The organism is Flavobacterium sp., assembly GCF_003525665.1.
GTDB lineage: Bacteria > Bacteroidota > Bacteroidia > Flavobacteriales > Flavobacteriaceae > Flavobacterium.
The window spans coordinates 1-24,635 of the sequence record NZ_DQDX01000181.1; the positions used below are offsets into that span (position 1 = coordinate 1).

Annotated in this window: 25 protein-coding genes and 1 pseudogene; 1 reads left to right on the top strand and 25 read right to left on the bottom strand. The window is 31.4% G+C overall.

The window, feature by feature from the left end; all coding sequences use genetic code 11:
* From DIU01_RS12585 to DIU01_RS12600, 4 genes are all read right to left on the bottom strand, one after another.
* Positions 1-781 (bottom strand): glycosyltransferase family A protein (locus DIU01_RS12585; RefSeq protein ID WP_290834983.1); only part of this gene is annotated, 781 nt, incomplete at its 3' end.
* Entirely contained in the window at positions 781-1,596 is an 816-nt protein-coding gene (locus DIU01_RS12590; RefSeq protein ID WP_290834985.1) for a bifunctional 2-polyprenyl-6-hydroxyphenol methylase/3-demethylubiquinol 3-O-methyltransferase UbiG, read from the bottom strand. The genes DIU01_RS12590 and DIU01_RS12585, both read right to left, overlap by 1 nt.
* A 1-nt stretch (position 1,597) precedes the next feature.
* Positions 1,598-2,878 carry an ABC transporter ATP-binding protein gene (locus DIU01_RS12595; RefSeq protein WP_290834987.1) on the bottom strand — a complete coding sequence of 427 codons (1,281 nt, stop codon included), beginning with the start codon at positions 2,876-2,878 and terminating at the stop codon, positions 1,598-1,600.
* The gene (locus tag DIU01_RS12600; RefSeq protein ID WP_290834989.1) at positions 2,878-3,744 is read right to left on the bottom strand and encodes an ABC transporter permease; all 867 of its coding nucleotides are present in this window, start codon (positions 3,742-3,744) and stop codon (positions 2,878-2,880) included. Before DIU01_RS12600 ends, DIU01_RS12595 begins: the two co-directional genes overlap by 1 nt.
* Positions 3,745-3,859: 115 nt before the next feature.
* Here DIU01_RS12600 and DIU01_RS12605 point away from each other — a divergent pair, with 115 nt between their 5' ends.
* Positions 3,860-4,594 (top strand): CpsB/CapC family capsule biosynthesis tyrosine phosphatase, encoded by a 735-nt coding sequence (locus tag DIU01_RS12605; protein WP_290835028.1) that lies wholly within the window; start codon positions 3,860-3,862, stop codon positions 4,592-4,594.
* Positions 4,595-4,806: 212 nt separating this feature from the next.
* Here the strand turns inward: DIU01_RS12605 and DIU01_RS12610 are convergent, their stop codons facing one another.
* The 21 genes and pseudogenes from DIU01_RS12610 to DIU01_RS12710 all read right to left on the bottom strand — a co-directional run.
* Positions 4,807-7,191, bottom strand: coding sequence for a polysaccharide biosynthesis tyrosine autokinase (locus DIU01_RS12610; RefSeq protein ID WP_290834991.1), 2,385 nt, complete (start codon positions 7,189-7,191; stop codon positions 4,807-4,809).
* 6 nt (positions 7,192-7,197) lie between these two features.
* A complete protein-coding gene (locus DIU01_RS12615; RefSeq protein ID WP_290834993.1) occupies positions 7,198-7,962 on the bottom strand; it encodes a polysaccharide biosynthesis/export family protein in 765 nt (254 codons plus the stop codon).
* 172 nt (positions 7,963-8,134) lie between these two features.
* Positions 8,135-9,703, bottom strand: coding sequence for a nucleoside-diphosphate sugar epimerase/dehydratase (locus DIU01_RS12620; RefSeq protein WP_290834995.1), 1,569 nt, complete (start codon positions 9,701-9,703; stop codon positions 8,135-8,137).
* A 369-nt stretch (positions 9,704-10,072) separates the two neighbouring features.
* Entirely contained in the window at positions 10,073-11,212 is a 1,140-nt protein-coding gene (locus tag DIU01_RS12625) for a DegT/DnrJ/EryC1/StrS aminotransferase family protein (RefSeq protein WP_290834997.1), read from the bottom strand.
* 82 nt (positions 11,213-11,294) lie between these two features.
* Positions 11,295-11,843 carry a sugar transferase gene (locus tag DIU01_RS12630; protein ID WP_290834999.1) on the bottom strand — a complete coding sequence of 183 codons (549 nt, stop codon included), beginning with the start codon at positions 11,841-11,843 and terminating at the stop codon, positions 11,295-11,297.
* A gap of 12 nt (positions 11,844-11,855) precedes the next feature.
* Positions 11,856-12,497: a NeuD/PglB/VioB family sugar acetyltransferase gene (locus tag DIU01_RS12635; RefSeq protein WP_290835001.1), complete on the bottom strand. Its 642-nt coding sequence runs from the start codon at positions 12,495-12,497 to the stop codon at positions 11,856-11,858.
* Complete coding sequence (locus DIU01_RS12640) at positions 12,475-13,212, bottom strand: SDR family NAD(P)-dependent oxidoreductase (RefSeq protein ID WP_290835003.1); 738 nt, start codon at positions 13,210-13,212, stop codon at positions 12,475-12,477. The genes DIU01_RS12635 and DIU01_RS12640 overlap by 23 nt, the downstream gene beginning before the upstream one ends.
* On the bottom strand, positions 13,209-14,285 hold the full coding sequence (locus tag DIU01_RS12645) for an aromatic ring-hydroxylating dioxygenase subunit alpha (RefSeq protein ID WP_290835005.1): 1,077 nt from the start codon (positions 14,283-14,285) through the stop codon (positions 13,209-13,211). Before DIU01_RS12645 ends, DIU01_RS12640 begins: the two co-directional genes overlap by 4 nt.
* Before the next feature lie 4 nt (positions 14,286-14,289).
* On the bottom strand, positions 14,290-15,342 hold the full coding sequence (locus DIU01_RS12650) for a ketoacyl-ACP synthase III (RefSeq protein ID WP_290835007.1): 1,053 nt from the start codon (positions 15,340-15,342) through the stop codon (positions 14,290-14,292).
* A 1-nt stretch (position 15,343) separates the two neighbouring features.
* Positions 15,344-15,574, bottom strand: a complete 231-nt coding sequence (locus tag DIU01_RS12655; protein ID WP_290835009.1) for an acyl carrier protein — start codon at positions 15,572-15,574, stop codon at positions 15,344-15,346.
* Positions 15,575-15,587: 13 nt separating this feature from the next.
* Positions 15,588-16,583, bottom strand: coding sequence for a ketoacyl-ACP synthase III (locus DIU01_RS12660; RefSeq protein ID WP_290835011.1), 996 nt, complete (start codon positions 16,581-16,583; stop codon positions 15,588-15,590).
* 7 nt (positions 16,584-16,590) lie between these two features.
* On the bottom strand, positions 16,591-17,193 hold the full coding sequence (locus tag DIU01_RS12665; protein ID WP_290835013.1) for a sugar transferase: 603 nt from the start codon (positions 17,191-17,193) through the stop codon (positions 16,591-16,593).
* On the bottom strand, positions 17,186-18,391 hold the full coding sequence (locus DIU01_RS12670) for a glycosyltransferase family 4 protein (RefSeq protein ID WP_290835014.1): 1,206 nt from the start codon (positions 18,389-18,391) through the stop codon (positions 17,186-17,188). The genes DIU01_RS12665 and DIU01_RS12670 overlap by 8 nt, the downstream gene beginning before the upstream one ends.
* Position 18,392: 1 nt before the next feature.
* Positions 18,393-19,532, bottom strand: a complete 1,140-nt coding sequence (gene wecB, locus DIU01_RS12675) for a non-hydrolyzing UDP-N-acetylglucosamine 2-epimerase (RefSeq protein ID WP_290835016.1) — start codon at positions 19,530-19,532, stop codon at positions 18,393-18,395.
* Positions 19,533-19,645: 113 nt separating this feature from the next.
* A complete protein-coding gene (locus tag DIU01_RS12680; protein WP_290835018.1) occupies positions 19,646-20,029 on the bottom strand; it encodes a GxxExxY protein in 384 nt (127 codons plus the stop codon).
* Between the two features lie 181 nt (positions 20,030-20,210).
* The gene (locus DIU01_RS12685) at positions 20,211-21,329 is read right to left on the bottom strand and encodes an NAD-dependent epimerase/dehydratase family protein (protein ID WP_290835020.1); all 1,119 of its coding nucleotides are present in this window, start codon (positions 21,327-21,329) and stop codon (positions 20,211-20,213) included.
* Between the two features lie 28 nt (positions 21,330-21,357).
* Positions 21,358-21,780: a WxcM-like domain-containing protein gene (locus DIU01_RS12690; RefSeq protein WP_290835022.1), complete on the bottom strand. Its 423-nt coding sequence runs from the start codon at positions 21,778-21,780 to the stop codon at positions 21,358-21,360.
* 85 nt (positions 21,781-21,865) lie between these two features.
* Entirely contained in the window at positions 21,866-22,906 is a 1,041-nt protein-coding gene (locus DIU01_RS12695) for a polysaccharide biosynthesis protein (protein ID WP_290835023.1), read from the bottom strand.
* Positions 22,907-22,912: 6 nt separating this feature from the next.
* Complete coding sequence (locus tag DIU01_RS12700; protein ID WP_290835025.1) at positions 22,913-23,671, bottom strand: AglZ/HisF2 family acetamidino modification protein; 759 nt, start codon at positions 23,669-23,671, stop codon at positions 22,913-22,915.
* A gap of 2 nt (positions 23,672-23,673) precedes the next feature.
* Positions 23,674-24,288, bottom strand: coding sequence for an imidazole glycerol phosphate synthase subunit HisH (hisH, locus tag DIU01_RS12705; protein WP_290835026.1), 615 nt, complete (start codon positions 24,286-24,288; stop codon positions 23,674-23,676).
* Positions 24,289-24,635, bottom strand: a pseudogene (locus DIU01_RS12710) (LPS biosynthesis protein); the annotation flags it as partial.

Here is a 24,635-nt window from a genome sequence, read left to right on the forward strand (position 1 = left end):
TCTTTATATTTATTCCGTAATTTCTTAAAATATTAGTTCGTTGTTGCGGAGAATAGTGAGAGAGTTTTTTTGAAATTAAAAATTTGTAACATTCTAATAACGATTTATTTTTTATTAAATAATTATCAGCTTTTCCACTAATATTTATTTTCGAAATTCTTATATATACGATACTCTCATTAATTGTAAAGATTGGCTTGTCCTCCGAAAATTCTAACCAAGCTCGATCGTCACTATTCCATGCCAACTGATAATTGTAAAATCCATTTCTTTCGTAAGCCTCTTTCAAGAATATATGTTCTGACAGTGAACTACGAGAATCTCCTAAAAATTTCCTGTAAAATGAATCTGTGGCCATTTCCCATTTTGGATGACTATATTTTGAGGAAGTTGGATTTGAACTTTCATCCACTAGTATACTCGCAAAACGAACAATATTGGTTTTTGAATTGAATTCAGCATAATTTTTATACCAATTTTCTACAACAGAATCAGACAGAACGTCATCATCACCTAAGATCATAATCCATTGTTCATTTCCACAAAGCTCAATACATCTATCCCATTGTTTTGTTAACGATATTCCTCCCAAATTATTTTCAAATTTGGTATACTCAAAGTGAAACTTTTCTTTAAAATTTTGAAGCAGTAAAGTTGGGTTTTCTGGACTATTATCATCACCAATATAAACTTTAAATCTTTTGTCCGTCTGATTTGCTAATGATTGCATAGTAGCTTCGAAAAAAGTAAGTTTAAAGTAAGGAATTATGATTGCTAACATTATTTGAAAATACCCTTTAAAATTTTTATAGGTTTTAAAATAAAATTTCCAACTTTATAAACATTACTTTTTTGAAATTCTGTGAAGGCTTCTTTTACAATTATATTGCTGCCATCAAAAAAAGATGTTTCAACTACCTTAACTTTAGAAACTCCTGCAATTGCAATTAAATATAATGGATGTAATACTGTATTTTCGATTTTATTATAATCTCCTGTAAATACCATTTCGTGGTTATTGATATTAGCCTTTTCATTACAAATTATTGAAATACCATTTAAATATAATTGATCATATAAAGCGCAATAATCAAATTGTGTACTTATTAAATCTTTGAATTCTTCTCTATATAACTCTTTAACGTGAAAGTGATTGTTAAAGTTTCTTACATCAGAATAATACATTTTATCTGGAGTAGAAATTATTAAAACTCCGTCTTTTTTAAGTACTCGTTTTATTTCAATAATCATCTGATTATGTTCAACAATATGTTCGATAGTTTCAAAACTAACAACGACATCAAATGTATTATCATCAAATGGAATTTGAGTAGCACTTCCTTGTTTATAGTTTATGTTATTGGCCTTATACTTTTTATTCGCCAACTCAACAGATTCATAATCAATATCAACTCCGGTAACATTCATTGCAAACCTGGACATTAAATGACTACCGTATCCTTCTCCACTTGCTATATCCAGAACATTTTTACCTTTAATAAATTCGAAGGTAATTGCATATCTGTGTAAATGTTCTATTGTATCACGAGAATAAATAAATGTTTCTAATCGTTCTCCACTCCATTTTTTTTTCATACTAAAACCACTTTAATTTTGGTCGTGTTACACCAGGTATTTTATCAGTATAACTTCCTCTTAAATCCAAATTTGTTATTTCATCAATAACATTAAATCCAACAATCTCATTCACATTAATTTCAGCAATAAATGGATTATATTTCATTAATGCAAAACTACACAAATAACTACCATCAGCTAAAAAATTACCCGGGATAACAACAGTTTTTTTATAAATTCCTTTTGACACATTAGTTTTTAAAGTATTAGAATCTATATCATGAGAACTTAATATATGTATGTTATGAGCATTATATAAATTAAAACCGTGTGTATAATTTTGATTATCCTTTAAAACCTCATAAGTGAATTCAATCTCTATTTCCTTCGATATAAAATGATTTAAACTTATTTCGTTTTTATCATTTAAAACTTTAACTGCTAGTAATTTAAAATTTTCTGATTGAGGAAAGTTATTTTTCCATTCTTTAGATGCTTGACTACTGTTGTTTCTTAAATAGCTTTCAATTGCATTATTTGCGTCAGAGTTCAAAACTAATTTGCCATTCTCCAAAACAATTCCTCTGCTACACAAACTCTTAACAGCCGACATATTATGACTCACAAACAAAACCGTCCGTCCTTCTCCTTTAGAAATATCGCCCATTTTACCCAGACATTTTTTCTGAAATTCGGCATCACCAACGGCTAAAACTTCGTCTACAATAAGAATCTCACTCTCTAAATGGGCGGCAACAGCAAATGCCAATCTTACGTACATTCCTGAAGAATACCTTTTTACCGGAGTATCAATATATCTTTCCACTCCAGAAAAATCTATAATTTCATCTAATTTTCTGGTAATTTCTTTTTTTCGCATTCCGAGTATTGCTCCGTTAAGGTAGATATTTTCTCTTCCTGACAATTCGGGATGAAAACCTGTTCCTACTTCTAACAGACTTGCAATTCTACCTTTTACTTTTATTTGTCCAGTTGTCGGACTTGTAACTCTAGACAATAATTTCAATAGCGTACTTTTTCCTGCTCCATTTTTACCAATAATTCCAACAGCTTCTCCCTGATTTACCTCAAAATTGATATCTTTTAATGACCATACAATATTGCTGTCGCTCTTAGTATTTCGGTCATTGGTTTCACCAACTTTTAAAAATGGATCTTCTTTACCAAGCACTTTCATTTGCCAAACTCGGTCAATGTCGCGCGAAATAGTTCCGGAACCAATTTGACCAATTTGGTAGGCTTTCGATAAATTTTCAACTTTTATAATTGTATCTGCCATTATATTGTATCTACAAAGTTTTTCTCTGTCTTGTTAAAAATTACTATTCCAAAAAACAAAATCACAATTGTTACTAAAACAGAATATCCTAAACTGAAAGCTGTAAATTCTCCCTTTCCTAAAAATGCGTACCTAAATATCTCTATAATTCCGGTCATTGGATTTAACTCTACTATGTGCCCGTAACCTTTTTCGCGAGCGTAACTTAATGGATATATTACTGTTGTTCCGTACATCAGTAATTGCACCCCAAAAGTAACCAAGAAACTTAAATCTCTATACTTAGTAGTCATTGCAGTAATAATTAAACCTAGCCCTAAACCCAAAAGCGCCATTAGTAGTACTAAAACTGGAAACAAGAAAATAGCATAAGTAACGTGAAAACTTGCGCCAGCAATAGGAAAAAAGTAGAAATAAGTCATCATACAAAGTAGTAATGATAATTGTACCCCAAAACGGATTAAATTACTAACTACAATGCTTAGCGGCATAATCAATCTTGGAAAATATACTTTACCAAAAATACCCGCATTGTCCCTAAAAACGGTACTGGTTTTTGTAAGACAATCAGAAAAATAAGCCCATGATGTAATTCCTGTTAAATAAAAAAGATATTTGGGCGCACCATCGGTACTTATTCCGGCAAGCTTTCCAAATACAAATGAAAAAACGATTGTAGTAAAAATGGGTTGGATAAAAAACCAAATTGGTCCAAGAATGGTTTGCTTATAGAAGCTAACAAAGTCTCTTTTTACAAACATCACAAGTAAATCTCGATAACGCCATAAATCACCAAACTTTAAATCGAATAGTGACGAATGTCCTTTTATTACTAAATCCCAATTTTGATCTTCCTGCTTTTGCATGGGTTGAATAAATAATAGTATTTAAATTAATTCTAAAAAAACAAATATACTACTTTAGTATATTCTACGTTTAATTTCTTTGGTATTATTATTGATAACATTATATTAAAATAACATTGTGAATTTCTTTAAAAAAAACAAGCCTGTATTGAAGGATTTAATTCCTTATGATTATATTGATATCCATTCGCATCTATTACCTGGCATTGATGATGGTGCCAAAACCATTGAAGACACCAAAATGTTGCATAGCAAGATGAAACAAATGGGTTTTTCTAAATGCATCACTACACCACACATTATTAGCGGTATTTGGGAAAACACAACCGAATCAATAACAACTACCTTTAACGCTACGCTACCTCAATTACCTGAAGAAAACAGACATTTCAAGGCTGCAGCCGAATACATGATGGACTCGGAATTCAGCACATTGTTTCAATCTGAAAAATTGCTTACGTTGAAGGATAATTATGTGTTGGTAGAGATGTCGTACATCAATCCGCCAATTCAATTATACGAAATACTATTTGATTTAAGAATAGCTGGATATCAGCCAGTTTTGGCACATCCGGAGCGCTATTTATTTTATCATAAATCGTTTAATGAATACCAAAAACTCATTAATTCGGGTTGTCTGTTGCAGTTAAATTTACTTTCAACTGTGGGATATTACGGAAAAGAAGTCGCTAAAATTGCCGATGCATTACTTCAAAAAAAGATGTATTCTTTTTCAGGTTCCGACATTCATCACAGTAAACACATTGAAAGTTTTAGTTCTAGACTAATAATCTCAGAATCGAAAGAATTGGAAGTACTACTTGAAAAAAATCAGTTTTTTGATTTTTAAATAAATTCTTTCACACGAATTTCACGAATCTGCACAAATTAAAATAGTGACTTTATAGAAAATCTGATTCATCAAATTCAATTCGTACAGTCGACAATTTAATTATTCGTGCTAATTCGTGTAATTTGTGTTTAAACTTTTATCATAAAAGGAAAAACTCCATTCTACAATTCATGTAAAATGGAGTTTTTTTTATGTAATTTTTAGGATACTTAAATTCCAAAAAGGGTTTTATACCAAGGTTTTTTAATTTCTTGTTCGTTACCGTAGCCGTAGCCATAGCCGTAGCCGTAACCTTTATTGGTTAATTTAGTATCATTAAGAACCATTGACATATTAGGTAATTTCTTTTCGTTGTAGAACATTTCTGGAACACGCAACATACGACGGTCTAAATAATTAGCTCTAACTACATAGATAAAGGCATCGGCATTATTGGCGACTAAAATGGTATCTGTAACCAAACTTACTGGAGCTGTATCTACAATAATATAATCGTAAAGCGACTTCAATTCGTCGAACATTTTAGTGATACGATCATCCATTAATAACTCTACTGGATTTGGTGGAATAATTCCAGAAGATAAGACATCAAAATTCTTGTAATTTTGTAATGGAGTAATTAAACTGTCTAAACTATCTTCTTTTCCTGATAAATAATTAGTTACACCTTTTGGATTGATCGGTAAATATTCGGCTAATTTCGGATTACGAACATCCAACCCAACTAAAAGTACTTTTTTACCTGACAAGGCAATAGTTCCAGCTACATTTACAGACACGAAAGTTTTACCTTCTCCTGGAATAGTAGAGGTTACAAAGATGGTTTTAGCTTTTCCTGGCACCACTTTAGACAACATAAACTCTAAGTTGGTACGAACAATACGAATAGCTTCGGCTGAACTTGAACGACTATTAGTATTCATCATTTCTTCATAAGATTCTGATCTAGGAATATCACCTAAGAAAGGAATTTGCAAACGTTTGTCCAGTTCAAGACGCGTTTTAATTTTTGTATTTAGTAAGTCGTTAAGATAAATAATAGCAAATGGTATTAATAAACCAATGATCATGGACAAAAACAAGATCATCGTCTTTTTAGGACTAACTGGCAAATCTGAAGCTTTGGCAGCATCAATTACTTTAGCATTATTTTCTGTTGCTGCAAGAGTTAATGCCGTTTCTTCACGTTTTTGTAAAAGATAGAGATAAAGTTCTTCTTTTACTTTCTGTTGACGATCTATTACTCTAAATTGACGTTCTAATCTTGGAACTTCTTTCTTTTTACCTGAAAGTACATTATCCTGATTGTTTAAATTTCTTCGTTTAATCTCCAAATTAGATTGTAGACGTTGTAAGCTTTGTGAAACGTTAACTTTTAAAGAGCGTATTTGCTGGTCTAAATTTGCAACTATTGGGTTTAAATCTGTAGCGCCTTTGGAAACTTTATTGCGCTCCAACACTAACCTATTATATTGCTCTATTAACTGGTTAGCTTCTGATTCTCCTGTAATTAAATTTGATGGAATCAAATCGGATGTATCACTTTTCTTAAAAAAGTTGATTATAGATGCCACAACATTCTGTTGAATTTGAGTATCAATAATGCTTTTTTCATACATTGATGAGTTTTCCAGATACATCTCGGCTTCTGAAGGAATATCAGTTAAATTATTGGATTTCTTAAAAGATTCTACGTCTTTTTCAACAACAGTAAGTTCATCAGTAATCAATTGAAGACGTTTAGCAATAAAATTGGAGGTTTTTTCAGAAATTAAACTTTTATCTGCTATAGCTTCATTATTATAAATAGATACTAAGGCATTTAAAAAATCTTCAGCTCTTTTGGGAACCGCATCTTTGTATGTCAATTCTAGTACCGAAGTATTTTTACCAACTAAACTAACACCTATTTCATTCGTATATTTGGGTGTAATTTTTTGCACTGGATAGACAATACAAACTATTGAGAATTCACTAAAATTTGTTTTGCTATTTACTCTTGGATTTTTAACTACAGTTAGTTTACCATCGCTTAAAGAAATTGTTTGATTATAATTGTAAGTACCAATTTTTTTATCATCACTAGTAAATAAATTAAATTTTGAAGAAGAAACTCCTTCAATTTTAATTTTTTTAGTTTTTACCTTATCGTAAGACAAACTAGAAGTGAAATCAATAATAACATCTGAATCTTTATAGACTTCACCTGTTTTAACGATTCCTTCTCTTATATAGATATAATTTAAACGTAAATCTTTAACCGTTTTTTCAATTAGAGTACGAGATTTTAAAATTTCAATCTCATTATCAACGTTAGATTTTGCCTTTCCTAACAAACCAATTTCAGATAATTCTGAAAACTCCGAAGCTAAACCTCCTTTTTTATCATCTTTAACCAAGATTTTGGTTGATGCACTGTAAATAGGTGTTGTATATCGTAAATAAACTAATCCTAAAACAAGTGCAATTATAACAGAAACAATAAACCAGCGCCAGTAAAATAAATATTTGTCTAATTCTTCACGAATATTAAAATCGGGAGAAAAGCTTTCTTGATTGCTAGTTGAATCTGTGTGGTAATTATTTTTTTCCATTTTAAGTTATCGAATAGTTAGGGCTATTACAGTGACTAGTAGTGATACTGCAGACAAAATTACGCCAGTATTTGGACCAACAGCTGCAGAATTTAATTTAGTTTTATTAGGTTCAACATACAAAACATCGTTCTGACGCAAGTAATAATAAGGAGAATTAATAAAATCAGCTTTTGTAAGATCCATCCTTACAATTTTCTTTTCGCCATCTACTTCACGAAGTAAAAGCACATTATTTCTTTTACCATAAATAGTTAAATCGCCAGCTATACTTAAAGCTTCTAAAACTGTAATACGCTCAGAATTGATTGGATAAGTTCCTGGCTTATTTACTTCACCTTGAACCGTAATTTTAAAATTTAGAATTCTAAGATCAACTTTAGGGTTTTTGACATATTTTGATATTTCAGCAATTAGCAATTTCTCGGCTTCTATTCTAGTCAATCCACCTATTTTAATCTTACCTACTAATGGAAAATTTATAGTATTAGCACTATCAATTAGATAGGTAAAAAGACGCTGAACTTCAAAACCATTTTGGTCAGTACCTGCATAAGCAATGTTTGGCATATTAAAGGGTAGAACCGCTTCTGGATTATCACCTCTTACAATTACAGTAAGTAAATCATCTGGTTGTAGAACCGATTCATAAGAAGAATTAGTCATTTGAACTGAATCTACATTTTGATAGTACACCAAATCTTTTCTTGAGGCGCAAGAACTTAACAGCAGTAATGATACTAAAAGGCTTACAATATTCTTTTTTAACATAGGTAATTTTTTAAGCAAAGGTAATTCTATTTATTTAAACAATTTATAAATTAACAACTATAGCAACTACTTCAATCTAATTATGAAAAATAGAGATTACAAATAATGATTTGAAGTAACAATTTTTTAGTAGTTTATGCAAAAATAAACAGTCACATTAAAGTTTATAAATTTATTTATCCAAACAATCAAAATCAGTATTCATACTCTTGAATTCGGGTACAATTTCTTTCATTTTAGCAACAATCTCATTTTTAGAAAAATCTTTAGAAATCTTAATCAATTCCTTAACCAAATTTTGAACCAATTCTAAATCTTCGTATTCTTCTTGAGCTATGGTAATTTTCTCATGGTGTGTTGCCATGGTTTTAGAAGTGTCATTTAATAATTCCTCGTACAGCTTTTCACCAGGACGCAAACCAACGATCTCAATTTTAATTTCTTTATCGGGTGTATATCCTGCCAAACGAATCATTTTATATGCCAAATCAATAATTTTAACTGGTTTACCCATATCAAAAATAAATATTTCGCCACCTTTACCCATAACACCTGCTTCTAAAACAAGCTGACAAGCTTCGGGAATGGTCATGAAATAACGAATAATATCGGGATGTGTTATTGTAATTGGTCCACCTTTTGCAATTTGACTGGTAAATAAAGGAACAACAGAACCGTTAGAACCCAAAACATTTCCAAAACGAGTAGTTATAAATCGCGTAGTACAATCTTTGTTTTTTAATGCTTTATGATGCAATGCTTGAACATATTTCTCAGCAATTCGCTTACTTGCACCCATTACATTACTTGGGTTCACGGCTTTATCTGTAGAAACCATTACAAAACTATCTACATTAAACTCATAAGAAAAATCAGAAATATTTTTAGTTCCTTGCACATTCACAAAAATTGCTTGTGATGGATTGTCTTCCATTAAAGGTACGTGTTTGTAGGCTGCAGCATGGAAAACTACATCGGGCTTAAACTCTTTAAAAACAGCTCTAATGCCGTCACGTTCTCTAACATCTGCAATTACACAACTTACTTTTTCTTTTGGAAAATAGGTTCCAACCTCCAAACTCATGTGATGCAAAGGCGTTTCGGCTTGATCTAATAAGATAATGTGCTTTGGATTAAAAGAAATAACTTGCTTTACTATTTCACTTCCAATAGAACCAGCAGCGCCAGATATTAATACAACTTTATTGAACAATTGATTAGAAATGGCATTGTTATCCAATACAATTGGCTTTCGTTCTAGCAAATCATGAATTTCAAAGCTTTTAATACTTTTTGAAATTTCTTCTTCATTTTCCCAATCAGAAATAACTGGAACAGTATATACTTTACAATTGTACTCTAAACAATCGTCAACTATTGCTAGTTTTTCATTTTTAGACAAACTTTTATCAGCCATGATCAAAGCCGTAGCATTTAAAGCACGCATGATTACAGGAATTCGCTTATTTACATTAATTATAGGCAAGTTCATGATGCGTTTACTTGCATTTTTATTGCCTTTATCAAGAAATCCAACAATTTTGAATTTACCAGGAGTTTCTAGTTCGAGTGCTTTAGCAATAGATATCGCATTAGCATCAGAACCATAAATTAAAGCTTTTATTAAGTAATCTGATTTTTTATCTCTGATGTAGTGTTCAAACACTTGCTTTACAATTATTCTATAAATAAACAAACCAACAAAAGACAAAACGGTATTTATGAATAATCCAGTATTCATAAAAATCTTCTCTTTAAAGAAATAGGTATGAATAACATTGTAAAAGATACAAGTTACTAGCACAAATAATAATGCTGTAAAAATCTTTATTGCATCAATATAGGAGGAGTGTCTAATGATTCCAGAATAGGTTCTAAAAATCCAAAAAAACAGTACGTGCAAAAAAAGGTAACTGAAAAAATAAAATATAATTCTAGAATACAACATGTATTCCAAGCCCATTTCTAAAAAAATCTTGTGCGTAAATAAAAAACTCACCGTTACAATGGCTAAATCAATTATTAAAATTAACCAACGAGGTAAATAACCCAAGTTGCTAAAATCGGTAATCGATTTTAGNNAGATAGTAATTATTATATTAACTATTTTCTAATTAAAAAAAGCATGAATTTCAGTTTGAATTCTATTTTTATCTTCATCAGTTAAATTAGATCCTGATGGCAAGCACAATCCGTTGTTGAACAATCCTTCAGAAATATAGGTTCCGTAGTAAGGATATTTTTCAAAAATAGGTTGCAAATGCATCGGTTTCCACAACGGACGACTTTCTATATTTTTTGACTCTAAGTAAATGCGTAAATCTTCTCTAGTTTTGCCATTAGTTCTATTTGAATCAACTACAATAGAACTCAACCAATAATTAGCAAAATAATCGTCATTAGGAACTGTAAATACAGTAACACCTTCAATATCCTTAAAAAGCTCAGTGTAAAACTGTTGCATTTCTCTTCGTTTTTGAACGTGCAGGTCTAATACTTCCATTTGACCACGACCAATGCCTGCGCAAATGTTACTCATTCTATAATTATAACCAATTTCTGAATGTTGATAATGAGGTGCGTTGTCTCTAGATTGTGTAGCAAAAAATACTGCTTTTGCCTTATCTTCTAGATTTTTTGTAACCAAAGCACCACCACCAGAAGTAGTAATTATTTTATTTCCATTAAACGAAAGTACACCAAAATCTCCAAAAGTACCACATTTTTGACCTTTAAAAGAACTTCCTAATGCTTCTGCACTATCTTCTAAAACTGGAATATCATACTTTTTTGCAACAGCATGAACCGCATCTACTTGATAAGGAACGCCATACAAGTGAACACCAATTATGGCTTTTGGCTTTGTGCCTTTCTCAATACGATCAATGATTGCAGCTTCAAGAGCAACCGGACAAAGATTCCAAGTGCTGGTTTCACTGTCAATAAAAACAGGAGTTGCCCCTAAATATAATATTGGATTAGCCGAAGCTGAAAAAGTCATACTTTGACAAATTACTTCATCGCCAGCTTGAACTCCCAGGAGGATTAAACCCAGATGAATGGCAGCTGTTCCTGAACTTAATGCAGCAACATGGCAATCTTGCTTTAAGTAAGACTCTAAATCTTGCTCTAATCCGGTTACGTTTGGTCCTAAAGGAGCAACCCAATTAGTGTCAAATGCTTCATTTACAAATTTTTGTTCAGTGCCACCCATATGTGGTGAAGACAACCATATTTTATCGTTATTCATAGCGGTATTTTGATTTTACAAAAATAGATAAAAAAAACTTACAAGATACACGTAAAAGTACGTGTTTTTAATAGAATTAGTACTACAAAAAAATAGTTTTTAAAATAATTTTTAGATCAATTAATAAGTTGTGATTATAGTAATAATTTAAATTCATTTTAACCTTGTCGGGAAAAATTATTTCATCATTATATTGTTTTGGATTAAAAACACTCTGCAGCAACGTTTCTTCATCTCTATATTTTATGGAAGCTTCACTGGTAAGTCCGGGTTTTAATTCTAAAATTTTTCTGTTTTCACCTTCCAAAACGTCATAATATCCGGGAATATCTGGTCTTGGTCCAACAAAGCTCATATCGCCTTTGATAATATTAAATAGTTGCGGAAGCTCATCCAATTTAGTTCTTCGCAAAAACTTACCAAAACTAGAAATAGTTCTAGTTTTAGGATGCATTGTTTTAATCTTAAAAATAGTGAATGGTTTCCCAAACTGACCTACTCTTTTTTGAGTGAAAAATCCGTTAGACTGAGTGTCGAAAAGTGCTAAAATAAATATAAAAGTTACAATCCAGAATATAAAAATTAATGCCAAAAAAGAAATGCAAAAATCAATTATACGTTTGGTTGACATTTAAATTGTGGATTAGAATATTTTCTTGGCTGGATTACCAAAATAGGTTGCTGCTTGTTTTATTGACCTTAATACAACAGCTCCTGCACCAATTCTTGTATTATCTGGAATTTTTACACCAGGAAGAATTACAGCATTTGAACCTATAAAAACATTATTGCCAATTTGCGCTCCGCCACCAATATCGACGTTTGCCATAATACTTGTAAAATTACCAATTTTAACATCATGACCGATTTGCGATCCATTATTAATAAATACTAAATCACCTATTTCTGCGTCACAAGAAATTAAAGCATAAGGTAAGAGCACCAGTCCTTCTCCAACAGTTGTTCTCTCACCAATTAAACAAGTAGAATGAATATATTGAACAAACTTTTTATTTGATGACTTTGCTTCTTCAAACAGGCTTTGTTTTCTATCACAATCTGCAATGGCACAAAGCGCAACCTGATTCTCTTTAAAAGATTGTAAGTCGATTTTACCAATAACATTAAGCACATTCTCTTTCTGTACAGAAGAATCATAAAAATCATCCACACATCCAACAATGTTTAATTTTTCACCCGATATATTTTTCCAGCTAACAATTTCTCGAGCTAATCCACCAGCTCCAATAATTATTATTTCGTTATTGAATTGAGTATCCTCCATCTATTTTGATATTTTGTCCAGTTATCCATTTACTATTATCCGAAAGCAAAAAAGCAATCATCGGCACAACATCTTCTACTTCACCAATATCCAACGGATGCATTTGCTTAATTCTTTCTATATTTTCGTCTTCAATTTGAGAAAATAATTTTTGTGTCATTGGAGTATTTACAACTCCAGGTGAAATTGCATTTACACGAAATTTTCTTTTTGCCAATTCTAAAGCAGAGGACTTTACAACACCTAATACTGCAGATTTTGTAGAACAATATCCTATTTTACCTGGTTGTCCTAATTCTCCCATTACTGAAGAAATATAAACTACGCTAGCACCATCGTTAGAATATTTCTTTTTAGAAAATGATCGTAATAATTCAATTCCAGAAAAAACATTAATGTTAAATATCTTTGCTATACTCTCTGGATTGTACATTGTTAACGGAAGCGTTTCTTCCATTCCAGCACAATGAGCAAATCCGTCTAATTTTTGACCTGCAAGTGCTTCATCAAAAATTTTTGTGTACGAATTAAATTCATTTAAATCTAAAGAAACAAATTGAAGACTTTCACTAAACTGACTTTGTAATTGAGCAATTTTGCTCTGGTCTCTACCAACTGCAATAACAGTACAATTATGCATTAGCAAAAACTCACAAAGTGCCAATCCGATTCCAGAAGTTGCTCCAGTAATTAAAATTTTTTTATCCTTAATCATTTCAAATATTCTTTATATTGTTGTTGAAAATGCAATACACGTTCTTCTTCTTGACTTAATTCTCCATCATAGGATGAAAATTTTACACCTTTCTGAACTTGTTGACAAATTGCTTTGTCTTCGTCAAAAACTTTTCGGTTAAAATCTATAAGACTGTCTTCATACATTTTTTCTATTGGACTTACTTTTTCTGACGCCTCTTTTTTAGTAATAAAAACATAACTTTTGAACAAAGTTCGATCTTCATCAATAGGAATTATATGAGATAAATTGAAAGAAACTCCATAAGTAGAAGAAATTAGCACATTAGGAAATAAAATTAAATGTTTGTATCCGTCAATTTTATAATTTCTTTGCTGAAATGGTCTGTGAACCTTTTCTTGCTTTCCTTCGTTTTCTTGTAATAAAACCTCTGCATCCCAAGACGAATTGTTTTTTGAAAATGTAAAATCCAATCCAGATGCTCCAAGTTTTTGAAAAGTTTCTGAGTGAATTAATGCTACATGATAGCTTTCTAAAGTATTTTCGACAACAATTTTCCAATTAGATGTAATTTCAATTTCGTTTACATCGATTAATTTTCCAAAATTATTTGACATGGCCTCAACTTCTGAATAAAAATCGCCAAGATAATCCTTTAAGGATATTTCGTCGTTTCTTACTTTTAAAAAGACTAAAGTTCCACAAATTTCAATAGAATATTCCTGAAGTTTTAAGCACTCCAATTCATCTTTGGAAAAACCAAAAAAAGGTTTTTTAGGAATTCCAAACGGAACACCTTTATCGTTGTATGCCCAACCATGATACGGACACATTAATGGACGATTTCCTTTTTCTACTGTTTGTATTAGAGAATGTCTGTGAGAACAAACGTTTTTAAACGCTTTAATTGTCCCTTTAACGTTTTGTATTACTACTGGTGTTTCAGATATATTGGAAACTACAAAATCATTAATTTCAGTAAAATCAGACGTAAATCCAACAAAATTCCAAACCTCTGAAAAAAGATTTGTTTTTTCTTTTTGAAAGATTTCTTTCTCAAAATATTCATTTGGCTTAATTAGAGCTTTCATAACTTTATATTTCTATTATCTTAAAAATTGTAGTTTTTGATATATCAATAATGCAGTTTCCCCAATTTAAACCTGAACCATAACCGCTCATTACAATTTTATTAGAGTTTTGCAATTCTTGTTGATTAGAACAAATTAAAAGCGGAATAGAAACACCACTAGTATTGCCGAAATTTTGTATATTAATGAGCATTTTATTGGATTCGATTTGCAATTGAGAAGCAATTTGTTTAATTATAAACTGGTTGGACTGATGTAATAAAAAATAGTCTATTGATTCTTTTGGAGTATCTGATTTTTGAAGTAAATCTTCAATACTTCCAGAAATTTCTCTTAATGTAAAATCAAAAACTTTTGGTCCATCCATAGACAAATTTAATTTAGATTTCTGATTTCCATTTTCATCGGTTATAATATCAAAACTTTCTTTTGACATTCCGTTTCTGTAACCACCATCCGGAATTTGAATTGCTTCAGCATTTAAACCATCTGAAAAGAAATTAAATACAGATACCGCATCTTCAGTTCCTGTATTTTCAATCAATACTGCAGAAGCACCGTCGCCAAAAAGCATTGATGTACTTCTATCTTTATCTGATAAAATTTTTGATAATGTTTCTGCAACAATAAAAAGAACTTTACCATTTTTTTGTGTTTTTGCAAATGCAAATGCAGTACTTAAACCTTGAATAAATCCAGCACAACCTGCATTAATATCAAGACATAAAATTTCTTTATTTAAACCTAATCTTGATTGAAGAATGTTTGATGTGAAAGGAATTTTAAAATCGGATGTCTGACTTAAAAATATTAGGCAACTAATGTCGTTCTTATCAACATTATACTTTTCTAATAAATCCGATGCTGCTGCATATCCTAGATCGGATGCAGTAACGTTTTCATCTGCCCATCGTCTTTCTAAAATACCTACAGTTTTTTCAAAAAATTTGAGTTCTTTGGGCGATAATAACTCGCCAAAAGAGTCATTCAAAACTTTTCTTTTGGGAACGCAGGCTGTTATTGCCTTAATTTCAACACCTTGGAACTCTTGGAACATCTTAGTTAAATTTTTCTAATCCAATTCTTTCAATTAAAGAATCGACAGTTGTAATATCTTTTATATCATCAGCATTTAGTGTAACTCCAAATTCGTTTGAAACATAACCTATCAAAACCATTGCAGCCATAGAATCCCACTCGTCTAAATCTTTAAGATTTGTAGTGTTTTCTAATGTTGTTTCTAATTCTAATTCTTCTGCTAACCCTAAAATGAACTCATTCGTTTTCATAATTCAATATTTATTATAATTTGTTTTTAATTTTTATTATTCCGCCAGACCACGAAAGTCCTACTCCAAATCCTACAATAGCAATTGTAGTTTCTTTATCTATACTTTCGCTATATTTTTTTAATGCTATAGGAATTGTACAAGAAACTGTATTGCCGCCATCTTCTAAATCTATAAAGAAATTATCACTGGAAATTTTTAATCTTTTACGCATAAAATTTAACATAAAAGCATTGGCTTGATGAAATACAAACTGATCCACACCATCTGTACTTAGATTGTTTTTCTCTAAAATTTCTTTTGTAAAATTAGGAATAACTTCGTTTGTAAAATTAAATACTTCTGGACCATTCATGTACAAATGATTATCGGTATAAGTGTTGTCTGTTCCATAAACAATTTCTGGAGCATTCTGGTTGAAAGGAAATCTGCTGCAACCGTTTTTTACAATTAGTTTGTCATAGCCCGAACCGTCTGTACCGAAAAGAAATTCGCCAATTCCGTCTTTTTCATCACACGAAATTAACGTTGCTGTTGCGGCATCGCCAAAAATTGCTCGGTTTGAACGGTCTTTAGGATGAAGGTATTTCGAATACGTCTCTGCAGTAACCAACAATACATTTTTTACTTGGCCTGTACCAAGTAAACCTTTGGCAATACTAACGCCATAGGTAAATCCTGAACATCCTAAATTAAAATCTAGTGCACCTATATTTTTTTTCAGTCCTAGTTTATTCTGTAATATACATGCCGTAGTTGGCAAAAAATATTCAGGACTTTGAGTGCAATATAAAATATAATCGATCTCGTTTCTGTCTTGAGTTTCAAAAAGTTTTTCGCAGGCTTCAATAGCCAAATCAAAGGCGGTTTCTTCACCAACCCAATACCTGTTTTTGATACCTACTTTTTCTTCAAACTTTGAAAAATCATAATCAGGAAACTCTTTACCCAAATCGGCATTACTGACTTTGTTTTTTGGATAAACATATTCTATTGCTTTAATAATCATTCCCATATTAATTTCCTGTAAAAGGTTCTGTTGTTGCTACATTATCTGCATTTATCCCTTCAGAAATAAACACTTTTTTAATTGTCAAAAGTACTATTTTTATATCTAATAACAAGGAAATATTATTAACATACCAAACATCGTACTCAAATTTCTTTCCCCAACTTATGGCATTTCGTCCGTTTACTTGTGCCCAACCTGTAATTCCTGGTCGAACATTATGCCTGTTTTTTTGGACGTCGCTATACAATGGCAAATAGTGTACCAATAATGGTCGTGGTCCAATTAAACTCATATCTCCTTTTACAACATTTATCAATTGTGGAATTTCATCTAACGATGTTTTTCTTACAAACGAACCTATTTTGGTCAACCGCTCTGCATCCGATAGTAAATTTCCGTCTGCATTTTTTCTGTCGTTCATTGTCTTGAATTTTACAATACTAAATATTTTTCCGTTTTTTCCTGGTCTTTTTTGTACGAAAAATGGTTTTCCATCATTTGCGATAGCTAAAAATACTATCAAAATCAGAAATATTGGAGAAATTAGCAGCAATACAATTACCGCTGCTAAAAAATCTATTACTCTTTTAAAGAACAATTTATACATTTATTTTATCTTTTATTAACTTGTACGAACGTTCAACTTTATATTCCTTTTGCAATAAATTCCATGCACTTTCCTTCATTCTTTTATAATTTTCTTCGTCAGAAATTATTTTATTAATGGCAAGCTGCATGTTTTTTGTGTCTCCCGAAATTACTTTGTAACCGCAATTATTTTCTTCGATAATAGTTCCTATATCGGTTGAAGCATCAGTTGCAGCAATAATTGGCATTTTCATTTCCAAATAAGACAAAAGCCTTGACGGAAAGTTAGGAATTGTAAAATTCTTGTGTAAAAATATCAATCCGACATCGCAGGCATGCAACAACAAATCGTAATCTTGTTTTGGTAAACCAGCTAAAAGAATTGCGTTTTCTGACTTGTTATTTAGAAACCATTTCTCGACACGATTGTATTCTGTTCCAGAACCTACAATGAGAAAAAAAACATCTTTATTTTTGGTGGCTGCGATAGTTTCCAGTAAGAAATCAATGCCTTGTGGTTTTCCCAAATTTCCTCCGTAAACAAAGATTTTTTTATTTATCGGAAGCTTGTATTTTATTTTTATAGCTGTTTTTTGGTCTAAACTCTGATTAAAAACAGATGGCTCAATCGTATTGGGATTTACCTCGACTTTATTGGAATTAATAGATGGATTGTGTTTTAAAACAAACTTTTTATTGGCTTCAGACATGCATCCAATAGTATCGGAAATTGCGTATAATTTCTGTTCCTTCTTGACAAACATTTTATGCAAAATGCCATTCTCTTTTAGCATTTTCATATCAATTGCATTCTGCGGAAAGATATCCTTTAGCAATAAATAGGAATAAGCCTTGTCACGTTTTTTTATAAAATTGATGACTTTAGAAAATGTAATTGGTGGCGTTGAATAGATTACTACATCAAATTTTACTTCAGAAAAATGTTTCTTGATTGCCGCTAGAAACTGATATTCAATTGCTAATGTTCCAAATCCTTTTTCAACAATATTCGTTTTCTGAAGATTTAGTGTTTGAACATTTAGTAGTGTTCCTTGTTTTTCTTTTCTAACTTCGGTTTTCTTTTTTTCGCGTCTTTCTATTGGGCAAACAGCAAAAACATCATGGCCTTCTTCATAAAATTTACGAAGAAGATCAGTGTAAATACCTCTATCTGAAAAGGAATTTATTTTAGACATTGTTAGAAAAAGTACTTTCATTTTAATTTTCGCTCCAAACAGTTCTTTTAATATAATCGGTATAACTCAAAATGATACGAACCATTTTTTCGGATACATTTGGCATTGAATAATCAGCAACTGGTCTAAAATTACGCTCCTTACCTACTTTTTGATATTGCAATTGCACTAATCCTTGCATAATGCGTTCTGGATTTAATCCAACCATCATCACGGATGCTTCTTCCATTGCCTCTGGACGTTCGTGTGCATCTCTTATATTTAGAGCTCTAAAATTTAAGGTCGATGATTCTTCTGAGATTGTCCCAGAATCGGATAAAACCGCGAAAGAACGCATTTGCAAGGCATTGTAATCATTAAAACCCAATGGCTTTAAAAATTGTAAATTTTTATGCATTTCAATGTTCTTTTTATCGATCATATTTCGTGTTCTTGGATGCGTACTTACAATAATTGGATAATTGTATTTTTCTGCAATTAAATTAAGACTATCCATCAAACCTCTAAAGTTTTTTTCGCTATTGATATTTTCTTCTCTGTGAGAGGAAACAACAAAAAACTTACCTTCTTCAAGTTGCAATCGCTCCAAAACATCTGATGCTTCAATTGATGGCAAATAGTGATTTAAAACTTCAAACATTGGTGAACCAGTTTTGATAATTCTATCGGCCGGCAAACCTTCGCGAAGTAAATACTCTCTTGCTATATCACTGTAAGTCAAATTAATATCAGAAACATGATCTACAATTTTACGGTTGGTTTCTTCAGGAACACGTTGGTCAAAACAACGATTTCCAGCTTCCATATGAAAAATTGGAATATGACGTTTTTTGGCTGGAATAGCACAAAGACAGCTATTAGTATCACCTAAAACCAAAAAGGCATCTGGTTTTTCAGTTTCAAGCAAGGAATCAATTTTTATTAATATTTGACCTACGGTTTCTGTTGCAGTTACTCCAGCTGCATTCAAGAAAAAATCGGGTTTGCGAATTCCTAAATCATCAAAAAATATTTGATTTAATTCGTAATCATAATTTTGTCCTGTATGAACTATAATGTGCTCAATAGCATCTGAATGGTCTAAAGCTGCCATCACTCTTGATAATCGAATTATTTCTGGTCGTGTACCGACAACGGTCATTACTTTTAATCTTGCTTTCATATTCTTTATATTTCTTTTTTAATCTTTCATCTTTTTGTTACCTCACGCAGATTTAAAAGATTGAAAGGATTTCTTTCCTAATGTTATATCCCAATTGTTTAATTAGCTAAAAATTAATTTATATGATTATTTACAATTCTTTTTATATTTTCTTTTATAGAATCTGTATTAAAATTCACCAACAATCCTATTGGAATTGAAGTTAGCTTTAGATACGTAATAATTTGTTTATAGTGTACTTTAGACAATTCTTCAACTGATTTTATTTCTATAATAACTTTATTTTCTACTAAAATATCAATTCTAAAGGCAACATCCAAAATTATATCTTCATAATGAACAGACAATTCCAACTGTCTTTTAAACTTTAAACCTACCTTATTCAATTCATAACACAATGCAGCTTCATAAACAGATTCAAACAAACCTGGACCTAACTTATTGTAAACATTAAAAATACATCCTCTAATTTGATACGTCAATTCTTCGTCTTCCATTTCAATCAGTTAATAAAATAAATAAATCTAAAATTCAAAAACCAAATCAAAAATATCCTTTTAATCTTTTAACTCTACGTGAAATAGTTAAACATAATCAAAATACTATGCAAATCGGATTATAATAAATCTAAATAAAATTTAAAAATCCTTTCAATCTTTTAAAATCTGCGTGAAACAATCACACATTTTCAAAATAAGTATCTGGATCATTTGGATCATAAAATTCATTTATCCAAAAAATAGTATACAATTCCTCGTCACCTACATTTTTAATATTATGCGTGTACCAAACTGGCATGTCTACATAGGCAGGTTCGTCACCATTTAAATAAAAATCGTGCGTTTCTTGAGTTCCTATTTGTCGTAACTGAATTAATGCTTTACCTTTTATTACCGCAAAACGTTCAATCTTTCTAGTATGAAAATGATTTCCTCTAGTAATACCTGGAACCGTTGTAGAAAAAGAAACTTGTCCGCCAACATTTAAGCGAATCACCTCAACAAATGCGCCTCTTGGATCGGTATGTTGCGTAAACTTTACTGGAAAATGATTGGCAATATCCATATAACAACGAAACGTATTGAATAAATTCACCTCAAACTTGCTGTTCAATGCTGGAATTATTCCGTTGTCTTGATAATCGGATTTGTATTTTTCTAAAAGTGATAACAATTGGGAAACTTTCGATTGAGATGTGTGTGGAACTAAAACTTCGTCTTTGCTTTCACCAGATCTAATTTCTTTTAGGATTTCATCTACCAATTCACCAACGTAAATAAGTTTTAAATCGCCATCAACATCAATAGTTGGTGTTTCATTTCTAGCAATTTTGTGACTAAAAGTAGCTACAACCGAATTATAATTGGGATGACCAAATGGACCAAAAACATTCGGAATAATTAATCCGGTAAAATTTCCTTCTGATTTTTTTGCCCAATTGGCTAATAATTCTCTTGCTTCTTTTTTAGACTTACCATATAAGTTGTCTCTTTCTTCTTGAGTTGATGATGAAAAAATGACATGAGCTTTACTATTGGTAGCTTCAAGTGCTTGAACTAATTTAGTTGCTAAACCTACATTAGTATTATAGATAACTTGTGGGTCGTTGTGTCTATTCATCGCTGCAAGATGTACAATAACGTCACATTGCGAAACAAAGTCGTTCAACTTTAGTGCATCCTCAAAAAACTCTTTTTGAAAATCTACTCTTTCAAATTCTTCTTGAAAAAGAGCTAAGGTATTGTACAAATGTTTGCCTACAAATCCAGCTTGTCCTGTAATTCCTATTTTTAGCATAATTTATTCTTATTTAAGGGAAACCCTTTTATTTTTTAAAGTAATTAATATCGTATCGGTATTCATCAGCAATCTCGCCTAGTAAATAATCAGACAAAAGCAATAGCTTTGAGGATTCTTCCAATGCTTGAATGCTTGAAACATAACCAGCAGGAACGTGTAAAATATCCATAGATTGCGCATCTAAAACATAATGATATTGCTCTAAATCTGTTGAAGGAGTCACCCAATCATCAATTGCAATTAGAAAAATTTTAAAAGAACCTTGAACGGCAGAAAACCAACGCTGCTCTATTTTATGACCTTGCCAACCACGAACAAATTCAGTATCTCGATTTTGAATTGAATAAATTCGCTTTACTCCTGATGCATTAAAGTCATTATTAAATTGCAAAACGCCTCTGTCATCGGTATGACTTTTTCCTTTAATTAGTTGCGGAAGCACTTTCATAATATTGAATTTAAAAACTATTTCTAAATAACTGAAAACTAATCACTGAAAACTGAACACTGACCACTGACCACTGACAACTAACCTACCCAGGCATCTGCGCCACATCTTCACCAAAAATTTCTTTTCGGATTAATGGCAATTTTACTAACAATTTTTTCATTCCTTCTACACCCAATTGCTCTGTGTTGTGAGAATGGTAATCTTCAATTTTAGATATATCTTGTTCACCTTCTGAAAAATACTGAGCATAATTTAAGTCGCGATTATCTGCTGGAACTCTATAGAATTCGCCCATATCTTCGGCTTTAATCATTTCTTCTCTAGTACAAAGAGTTTCATATAATTTTTCACCATGTCTTGTACCAATTACTTTAATTTCGTTGGTAGCATTACTCAATTCTTTCAAGGCTTGCGCCAAATCGCCAATAGTTCCAGCTGGGGCTTTATTGACAAACAAATCGCCTTGATTTCCATGCTCAAAAGCAAACAAAACCAATTCTACAGCTTCGTCCAATGACATTAAAAAACGAGTCATATTAGGATCGGTAATAGTTAGTGTTTGCCCAGTTTTTATTTGATTTAAAAACAACGGAATTACCGAACCTCTTGATGCCATTACATTTCCATAACGTGTTAAACACACTGTAGTATCATTATTAGGAATTGTTCTTGAAGCAGCAACGGCTACTTTTTCCATCATAGCTTTAGAAATTCCCATAGCATTTATAGGATAAGCTGCTTTGTCTGTACTTAAACAGATTATTTTAGAAACCTTGTTGGCAACCGCGGCATCAATGGCGTTTTGCGTACCCATGACATTAGTTTTCACAGCTTCCATTGGGAAAAATTCACACGATGGAACCTGCTTTAATGCAGCAGCATGAAACACATAATCTACACCGCGCATGGCACGTTCTATACTTGCGTAATCACGCACATCGCCAATGTAAAATTTGAGTTTATCGCTTTTTAATTGGTTACGCATGTCGTCTTGCTTTTTCTCATCGCGAGAAAAAATTCTGATTTCACTAAAATGATCTGTTTGTAAAAATCGGTTTAAAACGGCGTGACCAAACGAACCTGTTCCTCCTGTAATTAATAAAGTTTTATTTTGTATTTTCATTTTTATCTAAAATAAATTTTCTTTTTCTGTCTTGTTTGGGTAATTAATTAATACCGCTTTATATTTTCCTTTAAAAACAAACAAACTTCCGGCGGCAACACCAATAATTTTGTGGGCTTTAATCACTTTTTGAATATCTTCCAAACTTCCAGCGCCACCTAAAACGGTTAATGGAATTGTAATTTTTTGTCGAATTTTATCTATAAGGTTTAAATCATAGCCATTCATCATTCCGTCTTGATCAATAGAATTGATGATGATTTCACCAGCTCCAAGAGCTTCTAATTTTTCTACAAATTGTATGGCATCAATACCCGTTTCTTTTTTTCCGTTGTTGATATAAACTTCATAGCCACCTAAAAATTTTTTCTTAACATCCAACACAGCAATAACACTTTGTGAACCAACTTTTTCTGCTATTTGTGTTACCAGACTTGGATTTTGACAAATTGCCGAACTCAAGGCAATTTTTTCAATTCCTAAGCCAAATATTTTTTGTGCTTGTTGCACTGTTTTTATACCGCCTCCATAACACAAGGGCATTCTTGACTGTATTGCCAGGTTTTCTATTAACTTATAATCGGGTTCTTTTCCAAAAACCGAAGCATCAATATCAAAAACAGCGAGTTCATCTACACCTTTTTCATTAAAAATTTTTACTGCATTTATTGGATCTCCAACATATTTTGGATTTTTAAAATTTACAGTTTTTACCAGTCCTTTATCATGAATTAGTAAACTCGGAATAATTCTTGGTCGTAACATTATTATAATTTTGCAAAATTAGACAATAAAATCTCTCCGTACTGATGACTTTTTTCGGGGTGAAATTGGATACCATATATATTTTCACGATTTATTGCCGATGTAAAAAAGTCGCCGTATTCTGATTTTGCAATGCAATCTTCCTCATTCTCACATTTGAAATAATAAGAATGTAGAAAGTAAAATATGCTTTCTTTTTCTAAATTTTCAAATAATTTATTTTTTCTAGATGGTGTAACGTCGTTCCAACCCATATGCGGCAATTTGGTTACAAAATTAATATGTTTTGGATTAAATTTTAAAACATCTGCATTAATCCATTTTAATCCTTCTACATTTCCTTCTTCACTTTTATTTGCCATCATTTGCATTCCTACACAAATTCCTACAACCGGTACTTTCTCTTTTATAACCAATTCGTCTAATCGCTCACGCATTCCGGATGCATTCAAACATTTCATAGCATAGTCAAACGACCCTACACCTGGAAGGATAATTTTTTGTACCTCATCTAAATCTGCAATTGTTTTTGCAATTTTAGTTTTAATATTGAGCCGATTATAAACGTTTACGAAAGCATTAATGTTTCCAACGCCATAGTCTATTATTGTTATCATTTATCTGAATAATCTTTTTTCTAAACCATATTTACGAATTAATAATGTGCCCAAACCGATTAAATTTCTTTTATTTTTATAGTCTCTGTAGGTTTTATTTTCACCATCAAAAAGCTCCTCTAATTCTTTTCTTGTAAATCCCAATTTATCGGCTACATAATCGAATTCTTTTTGCAAGGTAAACTCATCTAACTCTGGTTTAGAAATTCGTTCTAGCGCTTCATCTCGAGTCATTTGATTGGTTAAAATAAGACTTGAAAAATGAGCTCTTCTTTTATCAAAACCAAATTTTCTTGGCAACCAGAAGTCTTCGTAGAATCTTGTAAATCGTGATTCGTGATGCTTGT